This window comes from Oceanobacillus sp. B139/18, from assembly GCF_055524595.1.
Map to the genome: position 1 here is coordinate 566,172 of NZ_JBVFXI010000001.1, position 21,585 is coordinate 587,756.

19 protein-coding genes are annotated in these 21,585 nt (G+C 39.3%); 11 read left to right on the top strand and 8 right to left on the bottom strand.

The annotated features are described in order from the left end of the window. Window positions 1-245: 245 nt before the first annotated feature. Complete coding sequence (gene map, locus ACZSMY_RS02775) at window positions 246-998, top strand: type I methionyl aminopeptidase (RefSeq protein ID WP_042534677.1); 753 nt, start codon at window positions 246-248, stop codon at window positions 996-998. A 57-nt stretch (window positions 999-1,055) separates the two neighbouring features. Here the strand turns inward: map and nhaC are convergent, their stop codons facing one another. The 3 genes from nhaC to ACZSMY_RS02790 form a co-directional block, all read right to left on the bottom strand. Next, window positions 1,056-2,420 carry a Na+/H+ antiporter NhaC gene (nhaC, locus tag ACZSMY_RS02780; protein ID WP_193064755.1) on the bottom strand — a complete coding sequence of 455 codons (1,365 nt, stop codon included), beginning with the start codon at window positions 2,418-2,420 and terminating at the stop codon, window positions 1,056-1,058. Window positions 2,421-2,853: 433 nt separating this feature from the next. Beyond that, on the bottom strand, window positions 2,854-3,957 hold the full coding sequence (gene ftsW / locus ACZSMY_RS02785; RefSeq protein ID WP_193064756.1) for a putative lipid II flippase FtsW: 1,104 nt from the start codon (window positions 3,955-3,957) through the stop codon (window positions 2,854-2,856). A gap of 510 nt (window positions 3,958-4,467) precedes the next feature. Beyond that, window positions 4,468-5,349, bottom strand: coding sequence for a cation diffusion facilitator family transporter (locus ACZSMY_RS02790; RefSeq protein WP_042534673.1), 882 nt, complete (start codon window positions 5,347-5,349; stop codon window positions 4,468-4,470). Between the two features lie 329 nt (window positions 5,350-5,678). Between ACZSMY_RS02790 and ACZSMY_RS02795 the strand changes: the two genes are divergently transcribed. Then, on the top strand, window positions 5,679-5,915 hold the full coding sequence (locus tag ACZSMY_RS02795) for an IDEAL domain-containing protein (protein ID WP_042534671.1): 237 nt from the start codon (window positions 5,679-5,681) through the stop codon (window positions 5,913-5,915). Window positions 5,916-6,570: 655 nt separating this feature from the next. Beyond that, window positions 6,571-7,881 (top strand): MFS transporter, encoded by a 1,311-nt coding sequence (locus tag ACZSMY_RS02800; protein ID WP_246529051.1) that lies wholly within the window; start codon window positions 6,571-6,573, stop codon window positions 7,879-7,881. Between the two features lie 54 nt (window positions 7,882-7,935). Here the strand turns inward: ACZSMY_RS02800 and ACZSMY_RS02805 are convergent, their stop codons facing one another. Then, window positions 7,936-8,850 (bottom strand): zinc dependent phospholipase C family protein, encoded by a 915-nt coding sequence (locus tag ACZSMY_RS02805; RefSeq protein ID WP_212929496.1) that lies wholly within the window; start codon window positions 8,848-8,850, stop codon window positions 7,936-7,938. Between the two features lie 162 nt (window positions 8,851-9,012). On the opposite strand from ACZSMY_RS02805, the gene fumC reads away from it, so the two are divergent. Both fumC and ACZSMY_RS02815 read left to right on the top strand, forming a co-directional pair. Then, window positions 9,013-10,398: a class II fumarate hydratase gene (fumC, locus tag ACZSMY_RS02810; RefSeq protein ID WP_042534666.1), complete on the top strand. Its 1,386-nt coding sequence runs from the start codon at window positions 9,013-9,015 to the stop codon at window positions 10,396-10,398. Between the two features lie 146 nt (window positions 10,399-10,544). Then, window positions 10,545-10,739, top strand: coding sequence for an alpha/beta-type small acid-soluble spore protein (locus tag ACZSMY_RS02815; RefSeq protein ID WP_040981996.1), 195 nt, complete (start codon window positions 10,545-10,547; stop codon window positions 10,737-10,739). A gap of 73 nt (window positions 10,740-10,812) precedes the next feature. Here ACZSMY_RS02815 and ACZSMY_RS02820 read toward each other — a convergent pair whose 3' ends face one another. Both ACZSMY_RS02820 and ACZSMY_RS02825 read right to left on the bottom strand, forming a co-directional pair. Further along, on the bottom strand, window positions 10,813-11,910 hold the full coding sequence (locus ACZSMY_RS02820; RefSeq protein WP_042534664.1) for an ABC transporter ATP-binding protein: 1,098 nt from the start codon (window positions 11,908-11,910) through the stop codon (window positions 10,813-10,815). A gap of 111 nt (window positions 11,911-12,021) precedes the next feature. Beyond that, a complete protein-coding gene (locus tag ACZSMY_RS02825) occupies window positions 12,022-12,921 on the bottom strand; it encodes a PucR family transcriptional regulator (RefSeq protein ID WP_193064761.1) in 900 nt (299 codons plus the stop codon). 164 nt (window positions 12,922-13,085) lie between these two features. On the opposite strand from ACZSMY_RS02825, the gene ACZSMY_RS02830 reads away from it, so the two are divergent. After that, window positions 13,086-13,433: a YlbF/YmcA family competence regulator gene (locus tag ACZSMY_RS02830; RefSeq protein WP_042534660.1), complete on the top strand. Its 348-nt coding sequence runs from the start codon at window positions 13,086-13,088 to the stop codon at window positions 13,431-13,433. Window positions 13,434-13,495: 62 nt separating this feature from the next. Here ACZSMY_RS02830 and ACZSMY_RS02835 read toward each other — a convergent pair whose 3' ends face one another. Beyond that, window positions 13,496-13,681, bottom strand: coding sequence for a YhzD family protein (locus ACZSMY_RS02835; RefSeq protein WP_042534658.1), 186 nt, complete (start codon window positions 13,679-13,681; stop codon window positions 13,496-13,498). 165 nt (window positions 13,682-13,846) lie between these two features. Further along, window positions 13,847-14,080, bottom strand: coding sequence for a hypothetical protein (locus ACZSMY_RS02840; RefSeq protein ID WP_175297069.1), 234 nt, complete (start codon window positions 14,078-14,080; stop codon window positions 13,847-13,849). Window positions 14,081-14,566: 486 nt separating this feature from the next. On the opposite strand from ACZSMY_RS02840, the gene ACZSMY_RS02845 reads away from it, so the two are divergent. The 5 genes from ACZSMY_RS02845 to ACZSMY_RS02865 all read left to right on the top strand — a co-directional run bounded on the left by ACZSMY_RS02845 (window position 14,567) and on the right by ACZSMY_RS02865 (window position 21,583). Then, entirely contained in the window at window positions 14,567-15,463 is an 897-nt protein-coding gene (locus ACZSMY_RS02845) for an ABC transporter ATP-binding protein (RefSeq protein ID WP_042534654.1), read from the top strand. Continuing rightward, entirely contained in the window at window positions 15,456-16,709 is a 1,254-nt protein-coding gene (locus tag ACZSMY_RS02850) for an ABC transporter permease (RefSeq protein ID WP_042534653.1), read from the top strand. The genes ACZSMY_RS02845 and ACZSMY_RS02850 overlap by 8 nt, the downstream gene beginning before the upstream one ends. A 276-nt stretch (window positions 16,710-16,985) precedes the next feature. Further along, window positions 16,986-17,285 (top strand): metal-sensing transcriptional repressor, encoded by a 300-nt coding sequence (locus ACZSMY_RS02855; protein WP_042534650.1) that lies wholly within the window; start codon window positions 16,986-16,988, stop codon window positions 17,283-17,285. A gap of 135 nt (window positions 17,286-17,420) precedes the next feature. Next, a complete protein-coding gene (locus ACZSMY_RS02860) occupies window positions 17,421-18,635 on the top strand; it encodes a metallophosphoesterase family protein (protein WP_193064763.1) in 1,215 nt (404 codons plus the stop codon). After that, entirely contained in the window at window positions 18,632-21,583 is a 2,952-nt protein-coding gene (locus ACZSMY_RS02865) for an AAA family ATPase (RefSeq protein WP_465147445.1), read from the top strand. Before ACZSMY_RS02860 ends, ACZSMY_RS02865 begins: the two co-directional genes overlap by 4 nt. The last annotated feature ends 2 nt before the right edge of the window (window positions 21,584-21,585 follow it).

The following is a 21,585-nucleotide window of genomic DNA, read 5'->3' on the forward strand; positions in this document are numbered from 1 at the left end:
TTAAGAAATAAAAGGCATTTTCTTTTCGAAGGTGATTGGATTTATCACCTTGCAAATAATAGCCAGCAGTATGGTTTCTTTTTAAAAAATGAGCAATGCTCATACAAGCAAAGGTAAGATACTGTTCGTTTCAGAAAGGTTGTGTTAGAATTTACAATGGACTCTGGGTATGAAACCTCATTTAATATTTAATGGATTTCTTATAAAGTATCGTGTATATAGAAGACAGAAAGGAAGAAGAATGAATGATAACAAGAAAAAGTAAGCGGGAAGTTCAGCAAATGCAGGAAGCAGCTGATTTGCTGGTAGCCACACATAAAGAAATCGCAAAACGGATTAAACCGGGCGTAACAACACTCGAATTGGACGCATTTGTAGAAAGATTTTTAGAAGAGCATGGAGCAACGCCGGAGCAAAAAGGCTATAATGGCTATCCTTATGCGATTTGCGCTTCTTTAAATGATGAAATTTGTCATGGCTTTCCAACAGATAGACCCTTAGAAGACGGAGATATTGTAACTATTGATATGGTTGTTAATTTAAATGGAGGCTTGGCTGATTCTGCGTGGACATATGCTGTCGGCAATGTAGACGAAAAAGGACAGAAGCTGATTGAAGTAACGAAGGAAGCATTGTACAAAGGTCTTGCTCAGGCAAAGCACGGCAATCGTTTGGGTGACATAGGCCACGCGATTCAATCGTATGCGGAGGCGGAAGGTTTTTCTGTTGTGCGAGATTTTACCGGCCATGGAATCGGACCGACGATTCATGAAGATCCGCATGTACCACATTACGGACTGCCAAATAAAGGCATTCGTTTAAAAGAGGGAATGGTTATTACGATTGAGCCAATGATCAATGAAGGCGACTGGCGCAGCAAGATGGATGATAATGGCTGGACTGCAAGAACGGTTGATAAAGGACGCTCCGCCCAGTTTGAGCATCAAATCGTTGTTACAAAGGAAGAGCCGATTATTTTAACAGAGCAGGATAAATAATAAAAATACTCCCTAATGTGTGAGCATGAAATTTCGCATTAGGGAGTATTTTTTCGATTATTTTTTCGCTGTTCGGGCTCCAAATAAAATAGTAATCACGGGACTTAACAGGCAGAAAAATGCAAACGGCAGGTAGGTCAGTACAGGAATGCCTAAGACATCTGCGATAAACACTCCGCATACGCTCCAGGGAACAAGCGGATTAATTACTGTTCCTGCATCTTCCAACGTACGGGATAATGCTTTTTTCGTTAGCCCGGCTCTTTCATAAATTTGCTGAAATGTTTCGCCGGTTAACAGAATTGATAAATACTGCTCCCCGATAAAAACATTCACCCCAATTGCCGTCCCTGCAGTGGAAGCGATGATGGACCTTGTTCTTTTAAGTCGTTTTTGCAGTGCTTCTAAAATGGCCGGCAAAATACCAGTAACAAACAATAATCCGCCAAAGCTTAAAGCGAGAAGTACAAGGGCGATCGTGAAGAACATGCTTTCCAGACCGCCTCTTGTAATTAATTCATTAACAGGATCAAAATCAGAATTTCCAGTATAGCCGCCAAACCAGATAGCAGGAATAGCGCTTAAAGGAAATTTATTAACAGCAATCGCAATGATACTGGCAACGACACTGCTTATAGATAAAGATAAGAAAGCAGACAATTTAAAAATTGTACAGCCAATCAATACTATCAATGGGATCCAGGAACTCCAATGTATCAATCCTGTTCCTTGTAATGCCTCCTGATACTGTGCAATATTATTGCTGGCATGGGAGCCACTTGGTGATAGTATTGCAAAAGCAATAAACGAAATAATAAATGCAGGAATCGTTGTTAAACTAATATGTTTAATATGTTCAAATAAATCGACACCGACGATCGTTGAAGCAAGGTTGGTTGTATCAGATAATGGAGACATTTTATCACCAAAGAAAGCTCCGGAAACAATTGCTCCTGCTGTAATCGCCAAAGAAGCGTCCATCGCCCCGGCCATTCCTATCAGAGCAACGCCGACAGTTGCAGTAGTAGTCAGGGAGCTTCCTAAAGAGATACCAATAATACCGGTAATAGCAAAAACAACCGCATAAAACCATGTAGTTGAGATAAGAGATAAACCAGTTGTCATCAAGACAGGAATGGTTCCGCTTATCATCCAGCTGCTGATTAGAATACCAATTACAAAGAATAAGAATACCGCTCCCATTGCAGAACCGGCTCCTAAGCCCATCGCCTTTTGCAGAGATTGGTAAGTGATTTTATTCCATAATCCATAACCAACCAAAATAAATATAGCGATAAGGATAGGTATATGCGGCGCGGCTTCCAGTCCAATCATAAAAAAGCTGATAATCCCCACAAGCAGGATGAGGAAAACGACGGAAACAAGTAATGAAGGGTGATGTTTTGCTTTAATTGAATTCATTTTTAATTACCTCCTTGGCTTTGCATATGTATAAGATATGCCTATTTTTCTATAAGAAATGTAAAAAGCTGCAGCATGATCGTTTTAAACCAATAAAAAAACTCCGCCCCTATAGAAAGGGACGAAGTAAATCTCCGCGTTACCACCCTAGTTGATGCACATTAAGTACATCCGCTTGATTTCAGTGACAGGTTTTAAAATAAAGCCTGTAATTCAACTATTATATACCAAGGTTTGCACCAGCCACCTTGTCTCTAAATAACTGTCATATAATAATCTACTGCGGACTTTTACTGTCAAAACGATTGAATTGTTAATAATGACTATACAATTAATTTACTTGAATTGTCAATAAGAGATTCAAATAATTGCTATTTACGTATCTATTTTTTGAGAACAATAAGTGTACATAATGCCTTTTTCAAAAGTTGACTTAGCTTTCTCTTTTCGCAGACAAATTCACAAGAATTCCGGCACAAACCATCATTATAATAATGGAAGAGCCTCCATAGCTGACGAATGGTAATGTTACTCCCGTTATCGGTAACATACCAGAAATCGCTCCTAAATTAATCACTGCCTGAATCATAATCAGAAAAGTGATTCCTATTGCCAGTAATTGATAAAAGGAATTGGACAGCTGTTTGGCGATGAAGATACCTCTAAACAGGATAATCATATAGCAGGCAAGAACTATCAGTAAGCCTGCTGCTCCGAGCTCTTCTATCGTAATTGCCATAATAAAATCGGTATGTGCTTCTGGGAGATAGCCGAGCTTTTGTGTACTGTTACCTATTCCGTTTCCCATTAATCCGCCGCTATTGATTGCAAGCAAAGAATTTGCAAGCTGGTAGCCATTCTCTGAAAACTCCTCAAACGGCTGCCTGAAGGAAGTCAAACGATTCAAACGATAGGCTGAGCTTAGGGCGAAGTAAACCGTACCTACAGCAGCAACACTTCCCAATAAAAAAATATGCCGTTTTTTTACACCACTGCATGTAACAATAATTCCGCAAGCGGCCAAAATAATTCCGGCTGCTCCTAAATCAGGCTGTGATAAAATGAATAAAAAAACAAGCAGCAAGATGATGACCGGAGGCAGGACGCCATGTACGAAATGGTTGATATACGACTGTTTTTTTGCATAAATCGAGGCAAAGTAAATGACCATGGATATCTTCACCACTTCTGACGGCTGAAATAAAAATCCGCCAATCGCAATCCAGCGCTGGGAGAAGTTGCGTTCTACTCCTATATTTGGTATTAAAACAGCTATTAGCAGAATTAACGAGAGCATTACAAGCGCGGGACTCCATCTGGCATATAGTGCAGGGTTTATTAACGCAGCCAAGGTAAAGAAGGCTATGCCGATTAAGAGCCATTGCAGCTGTTTTACAAAAAAGTAATTTCCGCTATCATAGTACATTTGTCCAATTGGAAAGCTTGCACTGTATACCATCAACAGTCCAAAAATTGATAAAATACCTACCGCAGCAATTAACAAAAAGTCCATTTTCTTCACTTTTGCCCAAAGCATATTCTCATCCTAACTATATAAAAATCATGCATGAATGCTCTTTTTTGAGAACAGTTCATGTTTGCCTCCCATAATTGAATATTGCCGGCCAGGCTGATTATTATTGAAATACTTAAAAATCATGGTTTTCGGTAATTCCTATTAAATATACTAGGGGTGTTGACAATTCGTCAAATTACGCAGCGTTTTTCTCCTGGATTGTAATAAATAGAGTACGTGAAAAGAGGTTGAAAATACTTGTTCGTGATATGAGGACTTTACTTGAACTAGAAGGAGGATTCATAATTAGTTAGTATTCACTGTCAGGGGTAGAAGGGGGAAGAAGAGGTAAAAAACGAATGATAACTTTGACGACAGGAACAACAGAGAAATTTTCCTGCTATCGACATTGGACGAAATTATTTTGACAGAGGAGCAAATGTAGCTTCATTTTATAAAAAAGGAAAATACAAATATTAAAATGAACCATTCTCTAAGGATATAGAAAATGGTTCATCTTGTTTCTGAAGTTTACTTTTTATTTTCTTCATAAGGTTCAATATGAATCAATGCGTGATTTATTCCGTATTCTTTGTAAAGATACTCCTCAATATGCTCTGTGATAGCATGGCTGTCAACAACATTTAAGGTGGGATCCACTAAAATAGTTATATCTAAAAGCTCTTGATTGCCGTGAATACGGCCTTTAATATCAACAACCTCCCGTACATTTTTAAAGGTGCGGATAGCTTCCTTCATTTCATCTAATTTCTTATAATCAAATCCATCTGTCAGCGTAACCGTAGAATCTTTAAAAATATCCCATGCTGTTTTGCAGATGATTAATCCGACCAATATCGCTACAATCGGATCTAACCAAAATAGTCCGAATTGGGCTCCGATAATGCCGATAAATACGCCAATACTTACAAAAGCGTCTGAACGGTTATCCATTGCTGCCGCATAAAGTGCACTGCTTCCGATTTTTTTGGACAGTTTTAAATTATAACGGAAGACACCCAGCATAACCAATGCAGCGAATATAGCTACCCAGGCTGTCAGCATATCAGGCTGTTCATAATCGGATGCATAAAGTGTCCGGCCTGCAGTAAATATGACTTGAAGGCCGATAAACATCATAATAAAAGCGGCAAATAGAGAAGCGATACTTTCTGCACGGTAATGGCCGTAGCGGTGGACGGAATCTGCAGGTTTGACCGCTATTTTTAATCCGACTAATACAGCAACGGAAGCAATAATATCGGTAAAGTTATTTAAACCGTCAGCGCGCAGCCCTTCTGAATTTCCGATGGAGGCAATATAAAGCTTTAAAATGGCTAAAAAGATATAAGCGATGATGCTGAGCCAAGCTCCTTTTTCCCCGGTTTTTAAGTTTTCATTATGATTATTCATCTTTAATCCCACCATATTCTAAAATTAACTAGATATCTCCATACCATATTCAAGTTAGCTTATATAGTCTATCAAATCACTTACTGGTGGGTCTAGAGAAAAATAACAGACCACAGGAAGAGTTATTGTGAATTGTAAGCATATTTTCCTTTGGGAAACAATCATTGCTATGGCAGTATTTATTGTTTCTTTTTATATATAAAATGATTCAGAAAATAAGGCGCTTGCATAGATGAAAATAAATAAGAAAAAAATGGATAATATTTATAAGTTGAAATTTATTGAAAGTTTGTGCATAATGGGTAAAAGGCTTTAAGGGGGAAACTTCCATGAAACAAGAAAAAGTCGTATACCGTTTTTTTCAGTATGTAGGAGAACCGTTAACAGCACGAAAAGAAATGGCATTTGAAGAGAAGCTTGCTGCTCAATTATTATTGGACGAACTTGTATTTAAATGGAACAAATCTCATTTAGAAGAAGAAATAAATCAAGCCATTGAAACAAATAATTATGTAGATTTTAAAAAATATAGTGAAGCTTATAAACAATATGTGTGGGAAGATTAACTATAAAGGTATAGGTGCCTGAGACCAAGTGCGCCTATACCTTTTTTTAGGAATAAGAAACCTTATAAAAGTTGAAGGCAGTCGATTCAATGGGTTTCATGGGGTGAGTAATCTTAGGCCCCGAGAGTAAAAAAAGAAGTTTGCTTTTTTCTGCGAGGTCTTCCCGCTGGGACTGGGACTGCGATTACTCGTCCCACCGAAAACCATTGCGATTGCTCGCCCCATCAAAATCGTCGCTAGAATTAGCTTTATTTCTTTATAAGAAAGCTAATGAAACATATTTATTCTTAGATGGGAGCGGAGGGAAGTTGACTACTGCGGGAAAAGCAACAGGTGAAGACCCCGGAGGAAGCGGTTTTGTTCCAAGGAGGCTGAGCCGTTGCCCACGGAAAGCGACTTCCCGTAGCGGACATCTCTTCGACAAGGACACCGATGTTTTAAAGACCAAGCGGTATTCTTGTTTTTTTATTTGGAGTATGGCAGTTATCTTTTGCACGCTCCAAGTAAATAGCAGTTGTGAGAACATTCATGTCAGCATATACTGCATGCAGAAAAGACGGAATATAGGTTTTTTTAAGAAATAATATTAAATTAAAAAAATAGATAGGATTAACCAAATAAATCCATTATAATGCAAGTAAAGGAGGGGGATAAAGTGGACGCAAAATCGAGAAAGAAAATACAGCGCAGCTGGATGATGTACGATTTCGGGAATTCAGCTTTTGCAACAACGATGATGGCTGCAGTACTACCCGTTTATTATTCAACAGTTGCTGCATCTGGTCTGGATGATCATTTAGCAACAAGCTATTGGGGATATTCACAATCTATCTCTGTGCTGATTGTAGCTATTCTTGCACCGATACTTGGTGCCATCAGTGATTTTTCAGCAGCAAAGAAAAAATTTCTTCGTTTTTTCGCATTTATGGGGATTATTGCAAGTATTTTAATGATCTTCATCAGTGAGGGAGATTATTTATTGGCCTCTTTATTATTCATTATTGGTTCGATTGGATTTTCGGGCGGTAATATTTTTTATGATGGATTTTTACCGGAGATTGTTGAAAAAGAAGAGATGGACAAAGTATCATCAGGCGGTTTTGCCTATGGATATATTGGAGGCGGTATTTTATTAGCTGTTAATGTGATGATGATATTAAACCCATCCTGGTTCGGGATTCCTGATACAGAATGGGCAACCAGAATTTCGCTTGCTTCTGTAGGTATCTGGTGGCTGATTTTTACGATTCCGCTCCTGAAAAATATAAAAGAAGAGAAAAAAGAGAAAGTAAAGCGGGAAAAATCATATATAGCCATTGGTTTTTCCAGAGTCGGAAACACCTTCCGGGAGATAAAGCAATTTAAACAGCTGGCTATTTTTCTGATTGCATTTTGGCTTTATAATGATGGAATTTCTACCATCATCCGAATGGCAACTGTTTATGGAAGTGAGATTGGGATTGGTCAGAATGATTTGATTATTGCGTTATTGATTACCCAATTTGTCGGCATACCATTTACCTTCTTTTTCGGTTGGCTGGCAACAAAGATTACAGCAAAGAAAGCATTATTTATCACATTGTACATCTATTTAGGAATAGTCATTATTGGTTATTTTATGAGCACTGCTCTTCATTTTTATATGCTGGCAATTATTGTAGGAATGGTTCAAGGAGGAGCACAATCATTGAGCCGCTCCATTTTTGGACGTATGATACCAACTGGAAAGCATGCGGAGTTTTTTGGATTTTATGGTATTTCATCCAAGTTCGCGGCAGTAGTCGGCCCATTTATATTTGCGCTTATTGGACAATTGACGGGAAACAGCCGCTTAGGCATTTTATCGCTTATTTTCTTCTTTATTATCGGAATCATTCTCTTGAAATTCGTGGATATTGATAAAGGAATAGAAGAGGCAAGGAGAGCTTCGAATAAAAAAGAGGAAGTCAACGTACGCCCGCAATAAAGATAAGCACATGCTGAGAGGAGTCTTGAACCAAAGAGCATGTGCTTCTTTTTCTTATATAATTGGTACACTAAAGCGGTTTATATCATGATTCGCTACAGGTGTGCCGGTATCATATGAAATATTGCCGATACGGCGGATAAGCTGCGCTTTTACTGATTCTCCGCCTTCATTCCAATAATCCGTAACCAAAGGAAGCAGGCTGACAGCATCATTTAATGCATCCGTATATAACTCTGCAAAGCTTTCCTCCCGTTTTTCTCCAGTAGCTGCATGCACCCACAGCTTATTTTCTTCATTAAGATAATCGATATTTTCATGGATGGGCTGATGAGAATAAGAACTGATAAAAGCTTTTAAGATTTTATTTTTCCAGCCGCCCGGGTCTGCAAAAAGTTTTTGAGCAGTAATCATATCCTGGTAAGCAATCTGAATATCCTTCGTCTGAAAAGATAATTCGGGGTGAAACCTGCGGATAGCATCATCTAATATGTATAAAATGGATACAGGCAATGTGTCACCAACATTGATTTCTGCATATGCCGCATGCTTCCACAGTTCCATTTTACGTGTGTCTAAAGCCATTTTCGTATCAATAAGGGTTTCCAGCTTTTGGTGTTTACTGCCCTGATACCCGGCCCGGTAATGGATATAAGGGTGTGTATGACGGTCCAGCAGATGGTGGGTGATAAAACCTGCCACATAGGCTTTTACTTCATCAGACCCTTCCTGAGCCTGTTCAATCAGGTATATTAGAAAAGGGCCGCATTCTTTTGTGTGCAATGTGTTGCCGATTTCCTGTCCGGTCTTTTGACTGGAAAGCCATGGCCAGAATCGGTAATAAAAGAAAGGGTCAGGTCCTTGAGCGCCTAGAAAGAGAGCATGTCTGGAAGGGGAATGGTGGATATCCCAGGATAATGCATTGCAAGCATCTTCTGCGAAAAAAATATGTGTCCAGATATTCGGCATGATTTATTCTTCCTTTCTTCAATTCAATTGGTATACGTAAAAATAGCTGATATTCTCTGGAAATATGCTTATTCTTATCATATCATGAAAAAGAAATCGAAAAAAATCAAAAAATTTGATACACTAGATATGATTCGAGGAAAAGTTCAAGGAGGAATTAGGATGGATTATCGTGTTGAAAAAGATACTATCGGGGAAATTAAGGTGCCGGCCGACAAATATTGGGGAGCGCAGACACAACGCAGTAAACAGAATTTCCCGATTGGTCAGGAAACTATGCCTGTCGAAATCATTAAAGCGTTTGCAATTTTAAAAAGAAGTACAGCTGTTGCCAACTTTGAACTGGGGTTAATGGAGGAAGAAAAAGCGGAAGCAATAAAATATGCTGCAGACCAAGTATTAGCAGATAAATTAAATGACCATTTTCCATTAGTAGTATGGCAAACAGGAAGCGGAACACAGTCAAATATGAATGTAAATGAAGTATTGGCGTATGTTGGTAATCAATGGCTTCAAGAGCAGGGGAGCGAGTTAAAACTTCATCCGAATGATGATGTAAATAAATCACAAAGTTCAAATGATACATACCCTACAGCGATGCATGTAGCAGCTGTATTGAAATTGGAAGATACCGTACTTCCTGCCGTGAAGCAACTCAAGGACACACTGGAAGAAAAACAAAATAAATTTACGGACATTGTAAAAATAGGGCGGACCCACTTGCAGGATGCAACACCATTGACGTTAGGCCAGGAAATCAGCGGCTGGCACCGGATGTTAGAAAAATCATACACCATGATTAAAGAGAGTAATGAACATCTGCGGGAGCTGGCTATCGGTGGAACAGCTGTCGGAACGGGTTTAAATGCACATCCGGATTTTTCAGAAAAGGTTTGTAAAGCTATTTCAGCATATACTGATAAAACATTTATTTCTGCTAAAAACAAATTCCATGCATTAACGAGCCATGATGAGACGGTTTATGCGCATGGGGCGTTAAAAGGTCTTGCTGCAGATATGATGAAAATTGCCAATGATGTACGCTGGTTAGCGAGCGGACCGCGTTGTGGTATTGGAGAAATTACGATACCGGCAAATGAGCCTGGAAGCTCGATCATGCCAGGAAAAGTAAATCCGACACAAAGTGAAGCCGTAACGATGGTAGCGACACAGGTGATGGGAAATGATGCGGCAATCGGATTTGCTGCCAGTCAAGGGAATTTTGAACTAAACGTCTTTAAACCGGTGATTGCCTATAACTTCCTGCAATCCAGCCAATTGCTGGCAGATAGCATTCTTTCCTTTGATGAGCGCTGTGCGGTCGGAATTGAAGCGGACCTGGAGCAAATTGAGAAAAACCTGCATGGATCATTAATGCTGGTAACTGCTTTAAACCCGCATATCGGTTATGAAAATGCTGCAAAAATCGCCAAAACAGCATTTGCAGATAATGCAACATTAAAAGAGACAGCAGTTAGGCTTGGTTTATTGACTGCTGAACAATTTGATGAGTATGTAAGACCAGAGGAAATGACACATCCCAAATAAGCTTAGAAAGCAGTACTTTTGAATACGAACATGAAGCAATCAAAAAGCTGAATCCATGCATAGGGTTCAGCTTTTTTAATTTCCAAAAATTAGCTATCATAAGTTGGACGAAACTGCAGAAGATACTTGTACAGGAGGTGATAATCATGGCAAACAACAATTCAAACCAATTAGTAGTGCCTGGAGTACAACAAGCTCTTGATCAAATGAAATATGAAATCGCTCAAGAATTTGGTGTAAACCTTGGTGCAGATTCAACTTCTCGTGCAAATGGTTCTGTAGGTGGAGAAATCACAAAACGCCTAGTGCAGACTGCTCAACAACAAATGCATGGTAAATAATTTTATTAAATAAAATATTACTGGCTAAAAAGGGGAACTTATAATGAGTTCCCCTTTACCAATATCTTCTGTCTTAACGTATCCGCTGTTCACTCTCATTATCAAAGAAGTGGACCTTATTCATATCAAAGGAAAGCTCTAATTCATCCCCGCCTTGAATATCTGCACGAGAATCGACGCGCGCAACAAATTCTTGATTATCGATACTGGAATAAAGAATAGATTCTGCTCCCATCAATTCCGCAACCTCAATTTTGGCTGTCAATTTAGACTCAGGAGAGGATTCTAAGAAGACTAATTCATCATGAATATCTTCCGGACGAACACCGATAGTCAGCTCTTTTCCTTCATAGCCCTGTTCTTTCAGCGGTGCAAGCTTTGGCTGCGGAATTAGGAAGGAATGGTCACCGATTTGGAACTTGTCTCCCTGCAATGTGCCAGTAAAGAAATTCATAGATGGAGATCCGATAAACCCGCCTACAAAAATGTTTTCCGGTAAGTCATACACATCCTTAGGAGCACCAACCTGCTGAATAACACCATCTTTCATTACAACGAGTCTTGTTGCCATTGTCATTGCTTCGGTCTGGTCGTGAGTCACATAGATAGTTGTGGTTTGCAGTCGCTGGTGCAGCTTTTGGATCTCTGCACGCATTTGCACACGCAATTTTGCATCCAGGTTAGATAAAGGTTCGTCCATCAGGAATACCTTGGCATCCCGGACAATCGCACGTCCTAAAGCAACACGCTGTCTTTGTCCGCCGGATAATGCTTTTGGTTTTCTGTCTAAGTATGCTTCTAATCCTAAAATTTTAGCCGCTTGATCAACACGTTTTTTGATTTCTTCTTTTTTAAATTTGCGAAGCTTAAGTCCGAATGCCATATTATCATATACATTCATATGAGGGTATAAGGCATAGTTTTGGAATACCATTGCGATATCGCGATCTTTTGGTGAAACATCATTCATTAATTTCTCATCAATATACAGTTCCCCGTCAGATATTTCTTCCAAGCCGGCAATCATGCGCAATGTAGTTGATTTCCCGCACCCGGATGGCCCGACAAATACAATAAATTCCTTATCTTGAATATGTAAGTTGAAATCTTTTACCGCTAATACATCCTTATCGTATTTCTTTTGAATATGATTTAATTTTAATTCTGCCATGATGACATCTCCTTAAAATGATTTAGTGTTAAAATAAAATGAAAGCGTTTTTCTTATGTTTTTAATTTTACTGAAAAAGCTGTAAAAACAATATGGAGATGTTGCACAAAATTATGACTGGATATTGTGCATATTTGCTAAAATGGCTAAATAAACGGTAAATGCATTATCAAACTGCTTGATATCAATGCCTGTACTTTCATAAAATTTATCGAGTCGATACTGCAGGCTGTTCCTGTGGATATATAAATTCTTTGCTGTTTCAGATACATTTAAATTACATTGAATAAACATTCGAATCGTTTCTAAAGCCTCCGGGTCTGTTAAAAACTCTTTCAAAACCCATTCACTTAATTGCTGCCGTTGCTTATGGGAAAGAATTTCAATAAGAAACGAAGGGTATACCTCGGTATAATCAATCACAGCTGTGTCCATTTTTCGAAAGCTTCTCTCTGCCATGGTGGTAATTTGCTCTATGCAGTCTGCCAAGTCTTTATCATTTTCTAAGTAGGGGCCGATGAAAAACATGATTTTCACATATAATTCACCTGTTAATGTATCGGCGATCTGGTGATAAGTGATGCCCTCCTCTAAAAAACTGGCCGGTTCCTCGATAATAAACCCTTCATTTGTATGATTCCATAATATAGATAAATCTCCTGAAAAAAATTCCTGTAACGTTTTTCTGAATACATTTGTATCAATCTGTCCTTGTTCGATTCGAAAAAAAATAAAACGGTAGCGCCCGGCTTTACCAAGGTTTGCGTCTTTTTGCCGGTGAATCCGTGCTTCCCACTGTTTTTCTTTAGGTGTTTGAATGGGCAACTGAACATGGTAAGAAGTAAGAAAAGTGCCCAGAAGGATTTTATCTCTGTCTGTTAATTCTTTATTATCAATACCGATAACGGTATTTTCCAGTTGGTACCACTTAAAATCAGGGTTTACTTCTTTCTGGTTTTTGGGAAGCTCTGTCAAACTGGGGTAAAGCTTCTTCAATCGTTGTAAATGCAATCGTATTCCTCCTTTTAAACTGAGATAGCAGTTCTATTGCATGCTGCTTTTATTATACTATGAAAATGCAGGATTTATTTTTTAATCCATTAAATAGATATGGCTATACATACGTTAACAGCTTTGTTATAGTAGCAAGAGACGATGAAGGAGGAGTTATATTAATGTCAAATTTACAAGAACAAGCAAATCAATTAGAACAAGCACTTCGTGAAAGCAAAGAATTTCAGGATTTAAAACAAGCTTATGAAGCAGTAATGTCTGACGAAATTGCAAAGCAAATGTTTGAAAACTTCCGTGAAACACAATTAAACCTGCAGGAAAAGCATATGCAAGGTCAAGATATTTCTGAAGAAGAAATTGAAAAAGCAAGACAAATCGTTGAGACGGTTCAACAGCATGATGCCATCTCAAAATTAATGGAAGAAGAGCAGAAACTAAACAATGTGATTAATGAAATCTCTCAAACCATTACAAAACCATTAGAAGAACTTTATGGTGCAGCTGAATAAAAAATGAACGGATACATCCCTGCCGCTGCTTTACCTTTTGCAGCAGCAGGGATTTTAACTTTTTAACGATGAAAGAGCACCAGCTTAGCATTTGGGCTGACACATCGATGTGTATGTTCAGCGTACCCCTCTTTATCCAGCTTTTCCTTTCCAATTTCCTTTGCTTCTGCATGCGTGGAAGCATCAAATTGTGTATCAAGCAGTTTTTCTCCTGATTGTGAAAATACCGTTAAATAATATGTCCCCATCGAATGACCTCCTCCAAAATGTAATCGCTTTACTCTAAATTATAAAACAGATGAAATACTTCTTGCAATAGTTATGAATTGGTATTCATTTTTTCTTGAAGAATAAGAAGTATATAAAAAATGCTGAATATAGCCGCTCCAACGGGTTTCATGGGGTGAGTAATCTTAGGCCCCAGAAATAAACTCCACTTTCCATGGGCCCGAGCTCATCTCCTCTAAAGAAGACTTAGCAATTGGCAAGCCGACAGGCGCAGACAGAGCTAAAGTCGCACTTATGCCCCGAGGGTGAAAAGAAGACTTAGCAATTGGCAAGCCGACAGGCGCAGACAGAGCTAAAGTCGCACTTATGCTCTGAGGGTAGAAAAAAAGAAATTCACTTTTTTCCTGCGGGGTCTTCACCCTGCGCATTCCCACAGGAGTCTCCGTGTATTTCTTCTGGGACTGCGATTACTCGTCCCATCAAAAAGCGTCGCTAGAATTAGCTTCATTTCTTTGAAAGAAAGCAAATAAAACATAATTCTTCTTAGATGGGAGCGGAGGGAAGCCGACTCCTGCGGGAAAAGCAACAGGTGAAGACCCCGCAGGAAGTGATTTTCTTCCGAGGAGGCTGATCCGTTGCCCGCGGAAAGCGACTTCCCGCAGCGGACATCGCTTCGGCGAGGACACTGGTGATTTAAAGACCAAGTGGTGCTCTTGGTTTTCTAATCATAATGATTTAGATAGAAGCGCCGGGGAGGTAATGATAGTAAACAGGATAGATATAATAAAAAAATGAAACGAATGGATATGTTTGTACGTATAACAAGTGGATGAATAAAAATTTGAAAAGTTATATGAACCTTTTGATTCGTTCAATTGTATAGTCAACAGAAGGGAGAGAAGTATGTGCTAAAGCTATCAAATGTCACAAAACGGTTTGGAAATCATACTGCAGTAAACAATTTATCTCTGGAAATTCCTGAAAGAGAAATGTTTGGGTTTTTAGGCGGAAACGGGGCAGGCAAAACAACAACATTTCGTATGATTCTCGGCCTGCTGGATAAAACATCCGGCGATATTACCTGGGACGGCGGCCCGATTTCTTATAATGAGAGTCATTTAATTGGGTATTTGCCGGAAGAAAGAGGGCTGTATCCGAAATTAACGGTGAAAGAGCAAATTATTTATTTAGGACGGCTGCGGGGAATGAAAAAACAAGAGGTTCTTAAAAAGCTGGATGAATGGCTGGAACGGTTTAAAGTACCGGAGTACTTAGATAAAAAAGTGCAGGAGCTGTCTAAAGGGAATCAACAGAAAATACAGTTTATTTCTGCCGTGATTCATGAGCCTAAACTGTTAATATTAGATGAGCCATTTTCTGGATTAGATCCAGTCAATGTAGAAATGCTGAAAAATGCTGTCAAAGATTTAAAAAATCAGGGGACGTCGATTGTTTTCTCTTCTCACCAGATGGAGCATGTCGAGGAAATGTGCCAGCATATCTGTATTCTGCAAAAAGGAACGCCAGTTGTTCATGGCTCCTTACGCGAAATCAAACACAGCTTTGGAAAGAAAAATCTTGATATCCGCGGTGATTTTTCAACAGAATTTTTAAAGAATTATCAAGGTGTGGCTTCTTATAAAGAACTGCCGGATGGATGTGCATTGCAGATTGAGGATGAACAAATTGCACAAGATATATTTTCAGAGCTGCAAGGGAAAGGCTTTGTCCGGAAATTTGAAATTGAAGAGCCTTCTTTAAATGATATCTTTATTGAAAAGGTAGGTGCTTCCTATGAATAAATTCTGGACGATTGTTGGTCATACGTATCTTTCGCGGGTAAAATCGAAATCATTTATTATTACCACGGCAATTACATTAGCTATCATTATTGGTTTTGCAAATATATCCTCTATTATTGATATGTTTTCAGGTGATGAAGAATCGGATCAAGTGCTTGTCATCGATGAATCCGGAATATACGGTGATTATTTGCAGGGGGAAGGGATAAGTGAAGGCGCCGGAATTGCCTTTGAGAATTTTGAAGGAACAGAGGAAGAAGCGAAGGATGCAGTCTCTGCTGAAGAATATGATGGCTTGCTTGTCATTGCTGCCGATGAAAATAATCTGCCCGAAGGAGACTATTATGCGAACCGTATTTCGGAAACGGGCGAACAGGTAGAAATTGAGCAGATTTTGCAGCAGCTGAAGGTGGTTGTTGGAACGCAGGAGGCGGGAATTGACCAGCAAACGTTAGATATGATTTATGCCCCGGTGAGCCTGCAGACAGAGCAGCTGGATGACAGTGCCAGAACAGCAGAAGAAATGAATCAATCTCGAGGTCTGGTATATGTCATGCTGTTTGTTCTGTATATGACCGTTCTTCTATACGGTCAGATGATTGCTACAGATGTTGCAACAGAAAAATCATCCCGCGTCATGGAGCTTCTTATCTCCAGTGCTCCGCCTATGATGCATATGTTTGGAAAGATTGTCGGGATTGCTTTGTTAGGATTGACACAAATGATTATCCTGCTGGGCGGAGGTTACTTTGCCATTCAAGCAAATCAAGATTCTGCAGCAGGGGAATTTTTTGAAGTAATGGGAATTATGGATAATGATCCGGTTATTTACATTTATGCAATTGTCTTTTTCCTATTAGGCTATTTCCTCTATGCAACTCTGGCGGCCATGCTCGGATCGTTAGTCAGCCGGATTGAGGATGTTAATCAATTGATTATGCCGATGACGATGCTGATTGTCATTGCCTTTGTCATTGCAATGACAGGTCTGGGTATGCCTGAATCAACATTGATTACGGTGACATCCTATATCCCATTCTTTACGCCGATGATAATGTTTTTACGTATCGGTATGCTCAATATCCCATTTTGGGAAATTGGTTTGTCTATCGGGATTATGATTGTAACGATTGCTTTGTTTGCTGCATTGGCAGCCCGCGTATACAAAGGCGGGGTACTGATGTATGGCAAATCAGGATCGTTAAAAGATTTTAAACGTGCCATCAATTTATCAAAAAAAGAATAGCTGTATGATTGATTTTAAAATAACCGCTTTGCCTGTGTGGCATATGAAGCGGTTATTTTAAAGGAGTAACGGGAAAGATAATGATGGTTGAACCGGAAGAAATTATCAGCAGGATGATTTATACAAACCTATAGAAACAGACTCTAAAAATAACTCCTGTTCAGGATACGTTTTATTTTGATTAATGATATAATGGACTTTTAAGCAGAAGTCTTCTGCATTGACATATATACGGTAGGGTGGTATATTAAAAGAGAAGATTAAAGGAGGGATACGATGGATTCCTTACATGAGCATACATTGAAACCAAGAACAGATGCCGAGAAAAAAGCAGTGACAAATCGTTTAAAACGAATTGAAGGTCAGGTCCGCGGTATTCAAAAGATGATTGATGAAGATAGATACTGTGTAGATATTCTTGTTCAAATCAGTGCGATTAATTCCGCGTTAAAGCGTGTTGGATTTGAAGTTGCTGAACGTCACATCAAGCATTGTGTCAGCGATGCTGTGAAATCTGGAGAAGGCGATGAAGCAATTGACGAACTGATGGATGTGCTGAATCAGTTTACAAAATAATAAATAAATCATGATAAAAGTCTACACGTACGGTAGGCTTTTTTTATTGTGCTGGAGAATAATCAGCGGATAGAACGTGCATTCTGTTATTGCCTCTGTTAAAATAAGGATATCATAAAACTGGGAGTGGAGACAGTGAATGCAGCAGTTACTTTTATTCATGCAGCTGATTTACATTTAGACAGCTTATTTAAAGGCCTGAGGCATGTGCCTGCCAATCTATTTAAAGAAATTCAAGAAAGCACATTTACTGCTTTGAATCACCTGGTTGATGAAGCGATAAACAATAAGGTAGATTTTGTTTTATTAACAGGTGATCTGTACGATCAAGAATCACAAAGCTTAAAAGCGCAAATAAGACTGCGACGCGCATTTGAAAGGCTGGCCGATGAAAATATTGCAGTATTTTTATCTTATGGAAACCATGATTTCAGAAAAGGGGATGCCTTTGTCGTGGAATACCCCGATAATGTATATATCTTTCCTGATGAATCCGTAACATCTATTCCTTTTTATAAGAATGGAGAAGCGGCTGCGGCTATATACGGATTCAGCTATGAAAATAGAGCTGTATATGAAAATAAATCTTCAGAATATGAACGGACAGAGGATGAATTTCCACTTCATATCGCTATGCTGCATGGCAGCGTGGCAACAAATACAGAGCACGACTCTTATGCGCCATTCCAGCTGAAAGACCTGTTAAACAAACGCATGGATTATTGGGCATTGGGCCATATACATAAACGGCAGCAGCTCCATACAGATCCTCCGGTTATTTATCCGGGCAATATACAAGGGAGGCACCGAAAGGAGACGGGAGAAAAAGGCTGTTATCTGGTTAACTTAAGCAGACATCAGGTAAAGCAAACCTTCCTGCCGCTTCAGGCAATCCGTTATGAAGAAGCACAGGTGGACATTCGGGATTGTCTCACTCCTTCTCAAGCAGAAAAAGCCATTATGAGGCAATTGCCGGAACACAGTGTTCCAAGCTTATTGTATTTGAACATAACTGCAAGAGAAAATGATGCATTTTCCCCGGATGATATCCTTGTTCAAGAGTTAGTTGAAGTGATAAATGAATCTTTGACAGAAGCTTTTCCATGGCAGTATATTTACCGTTATCAGCTTGTTTTGGAGGAAGAACCAGCTCAGCTGAAAGACGCTTTTTTAGAAGATATATTAGAAGAAGCTGATATGGCATTTATTCAGGAAGGATTAAATGAAATTTATCATCACAAGGATGCGCGAAAGTTTTTATCCCCTCTGTCGGAGGAAGAGGAACAGACGATTAAATCGGATGCTTATAAGCTGCTGAATACGCTATTGCGGAAGGAGAGAGCAAAGTGAGGATAAAGGAAATTACGATTTACGGCTTTGGCAGATGGGTCGACCAGTCTTTCTCCTTCTCTGGTTCTAATTTGATAACGCTCTTAGGCGATAATGAAGCCGGGAAGACAACCCTGCATCAATTTATTTTATATATGCTTTTTGGAATGTCCAAAAAGCAATGTGATTTTTATCGTCCCAAAACCAGCAGTAAATTAGGAGGAAGGATGATATTAGAGCATCCTGCGGAAGGAAATATAATGATTGAACGGTTGGATGCGTCTGAGGTCAGATGCTTTGATAACGTTGGAGCGGAAAGAGACATGACCTGGTTCGGAGCTTTTTTGGGAAATATGAATCTGGAAACCTTTCAATCGATTTATTCCTTTTCTAATCAAGATTTAACCGTGATGCAGGATATGAATGAATCGGATATCAGTGAGCTTCTATTAAGTGTCGGTTTAACAGGTTCAACAGCGATTTATAAAGTGGAAAAGAAGCTGCAGGCAGAGCTGCAGAAGCAATTTAAGCCTTCTGGCACCAAGCCGGTTATCAATGAAAAACTAAGTGCGTTACGAATCAAAGATAAACAGACTGGAGAAAGCAAGCAGCTGGAAAAATCATATAAAGAACAAATAGAAAAAATGCGTGCATTGGAAAATAAACATAGGTTGAAAAAAGAGCAGATTGCAGAGAAAAATGAACAGCTGGAAAGAGAAAAGCAGCTGGAAAAAATACTGCCTATACGAAAAGAAATGCTTCGTGTTTCCGAAGAATTGCAAAAACTGGCGGATGTCCGTGATTTTTCATTAGATTATCAGAAGCAAATAGAGACAATCCATGCAGATATGAATCAGGCAGACAGAGAAATCAGCTCCCATCAGGCTACCTTAGACACGTATATGGAGAAAAAACAAGATTTAGAAACGATTTCCCTGCAGGACGGAGAAAAAGAAAAATTAAATCATTTCCTGAATCAAAAAGCAGAAATAACCTTTATGATAGAACGAAAGAAAACGTTGGAAGAGGATTATCAGTATAAAGCCCGTGAAATTACAGAGATGATTCAGGAAAAGCAGATTCGTATAACCGCTGAAGATTTAGAACAGCTGGAATTACCGTTTTATCTTGAAAAGGAATGGGCGGCATTACGTGAAGAGCTGGGAAATGTACAAAAAAGCATCGCTGATAATCAACAGCAGAAAGACCATTTGGCCCAGGAAAAAGCACGAATGGAGGAGGAGCAGAAGCAAGCAGAAAAAGAACTGCTTGCTGACGTGCACGTAGATGAATTAAAACAGCGGATCCAAGCTTATCACCAGACCAATCAACACAGCGAAACACAGCAACAGTATATGCATCAAATGCTTGGTCAAATGATAGAAGAGAAGCAGAAGCAAACAAAAAGATTTACAGCTGTTGGAATAGGGATTTCCTTGGCAGCAGCCTTTATTGGATATGCAGGAAGCATGCCGTGGCTTTTTTTATTAAGCCTGGCAGGTGGAATTGGTATATATTATTTCCGGCATGTACAACAGCAGGATATCCAAAAATTAAAACAGCAGCAGGAAAGCTGGCAGACCGCCCCCTCTGAACAGGAAATGGACGTGACAGAAGCAGAATATCTGGAAGCACAGGAAATTTTGGAAAAGCAGCAAATATTGCGCAGTAAGCTCTCTGCTTTAAATGAGACGTTACGAGAAACGATTCATCAGCTAAAAGTGAAGGGTACGGCTGAATCTAACCTAATCAAGCAGCAAAATAAATTAGAAGAGGGCAGACGGAAGCAGCAAAATCAGTTTCCATTTTTACAATCCATCGATGTCTTTTATTGGCAGGATATTTACCATTTATTACAAAAGCTGCTTCAGCTGACGAATGAAAAGCAGCATATCTATACAGGATTAGTCAGAGTAAAAGAACGGATAGAGCAGTTTTCAGACCAGGCCAAGAGTTGGCTGAAGCATAAAGGGCTGGCGGAGCAGACTCATATGGATGAAATAATGCATGCCCTTGAAGAAATAGAACAGCAAGAACAGCAGCGCCAGCATGAGCTTCAGCAGCTGAATCAATTTATAAAGGACACCAGCAATAAACAGGCAGCTTTCATCCAAAAAAGAAACCATGATAAGAAAGAAATAGATAAACTGTTAAATATGGCAGAAGTGGAGTCTGTAGAAGTTTATTTTGAAAAGAAGACAAGAAAAGAACAATATAATAAACTGTACGCCAGACAAGAAGAACTGAGAGAAAGAATCCACATCCTGCTTCCGGAGAAATGGCAGCAGGAATGGATAAATGTTTCCATAGAGGGTGCTGACCATTATAAAAAGAAAAAAGAATTAGAGCTGGCTTTAGCGGATGAGGAAGAAGCGTTAGAACAACTAAAGAGTCAGCAGGCAGAATTGAAATTACGTATTGAACAGCTGGAAAGAGCGGAGGATATATCTCTGCAAATGCACCAGCTGGCAATGGAGAAGGAAGAACTGGAGGACTTGGTCAGAACCTGGGCTGTACAAAAAACAGCTTTACGGATGCTGGCTGCTGCGAAAAGCCAATACAAGGATAAATACTTGTCGCTTGTAATTGAAACCGCCCAAATCTATTTTAAAGAGATTACTAGAAATCAATATGATACAATATATTCACCTGCAGCAGAGCAGCCTTTTCAAGTAGAAAACAGCAGGGAAAAACGGCGGTTTCGCGTGGAGGAGCTTTCTCAGGGAACAAGAGATCAGCTTTATATTTCCCTGCGCCTTGCGATTAATGAGGTGATGGCAAAAGCGAGCGGTCTGCCATTTCTGATGGACGATGTTTTAGTGCATTTTGACGGGAAACGTTCAGAACGTATGCAACAGGTACTGGAGCGGATGGCGGAAAATCAGCAGGTTATTGTATTTACATGCCATAGAGAGCTGGCTGAAGCTGCAAATGGAGAAATCATTCATCTTAATGCTAGGGATGCTTGATT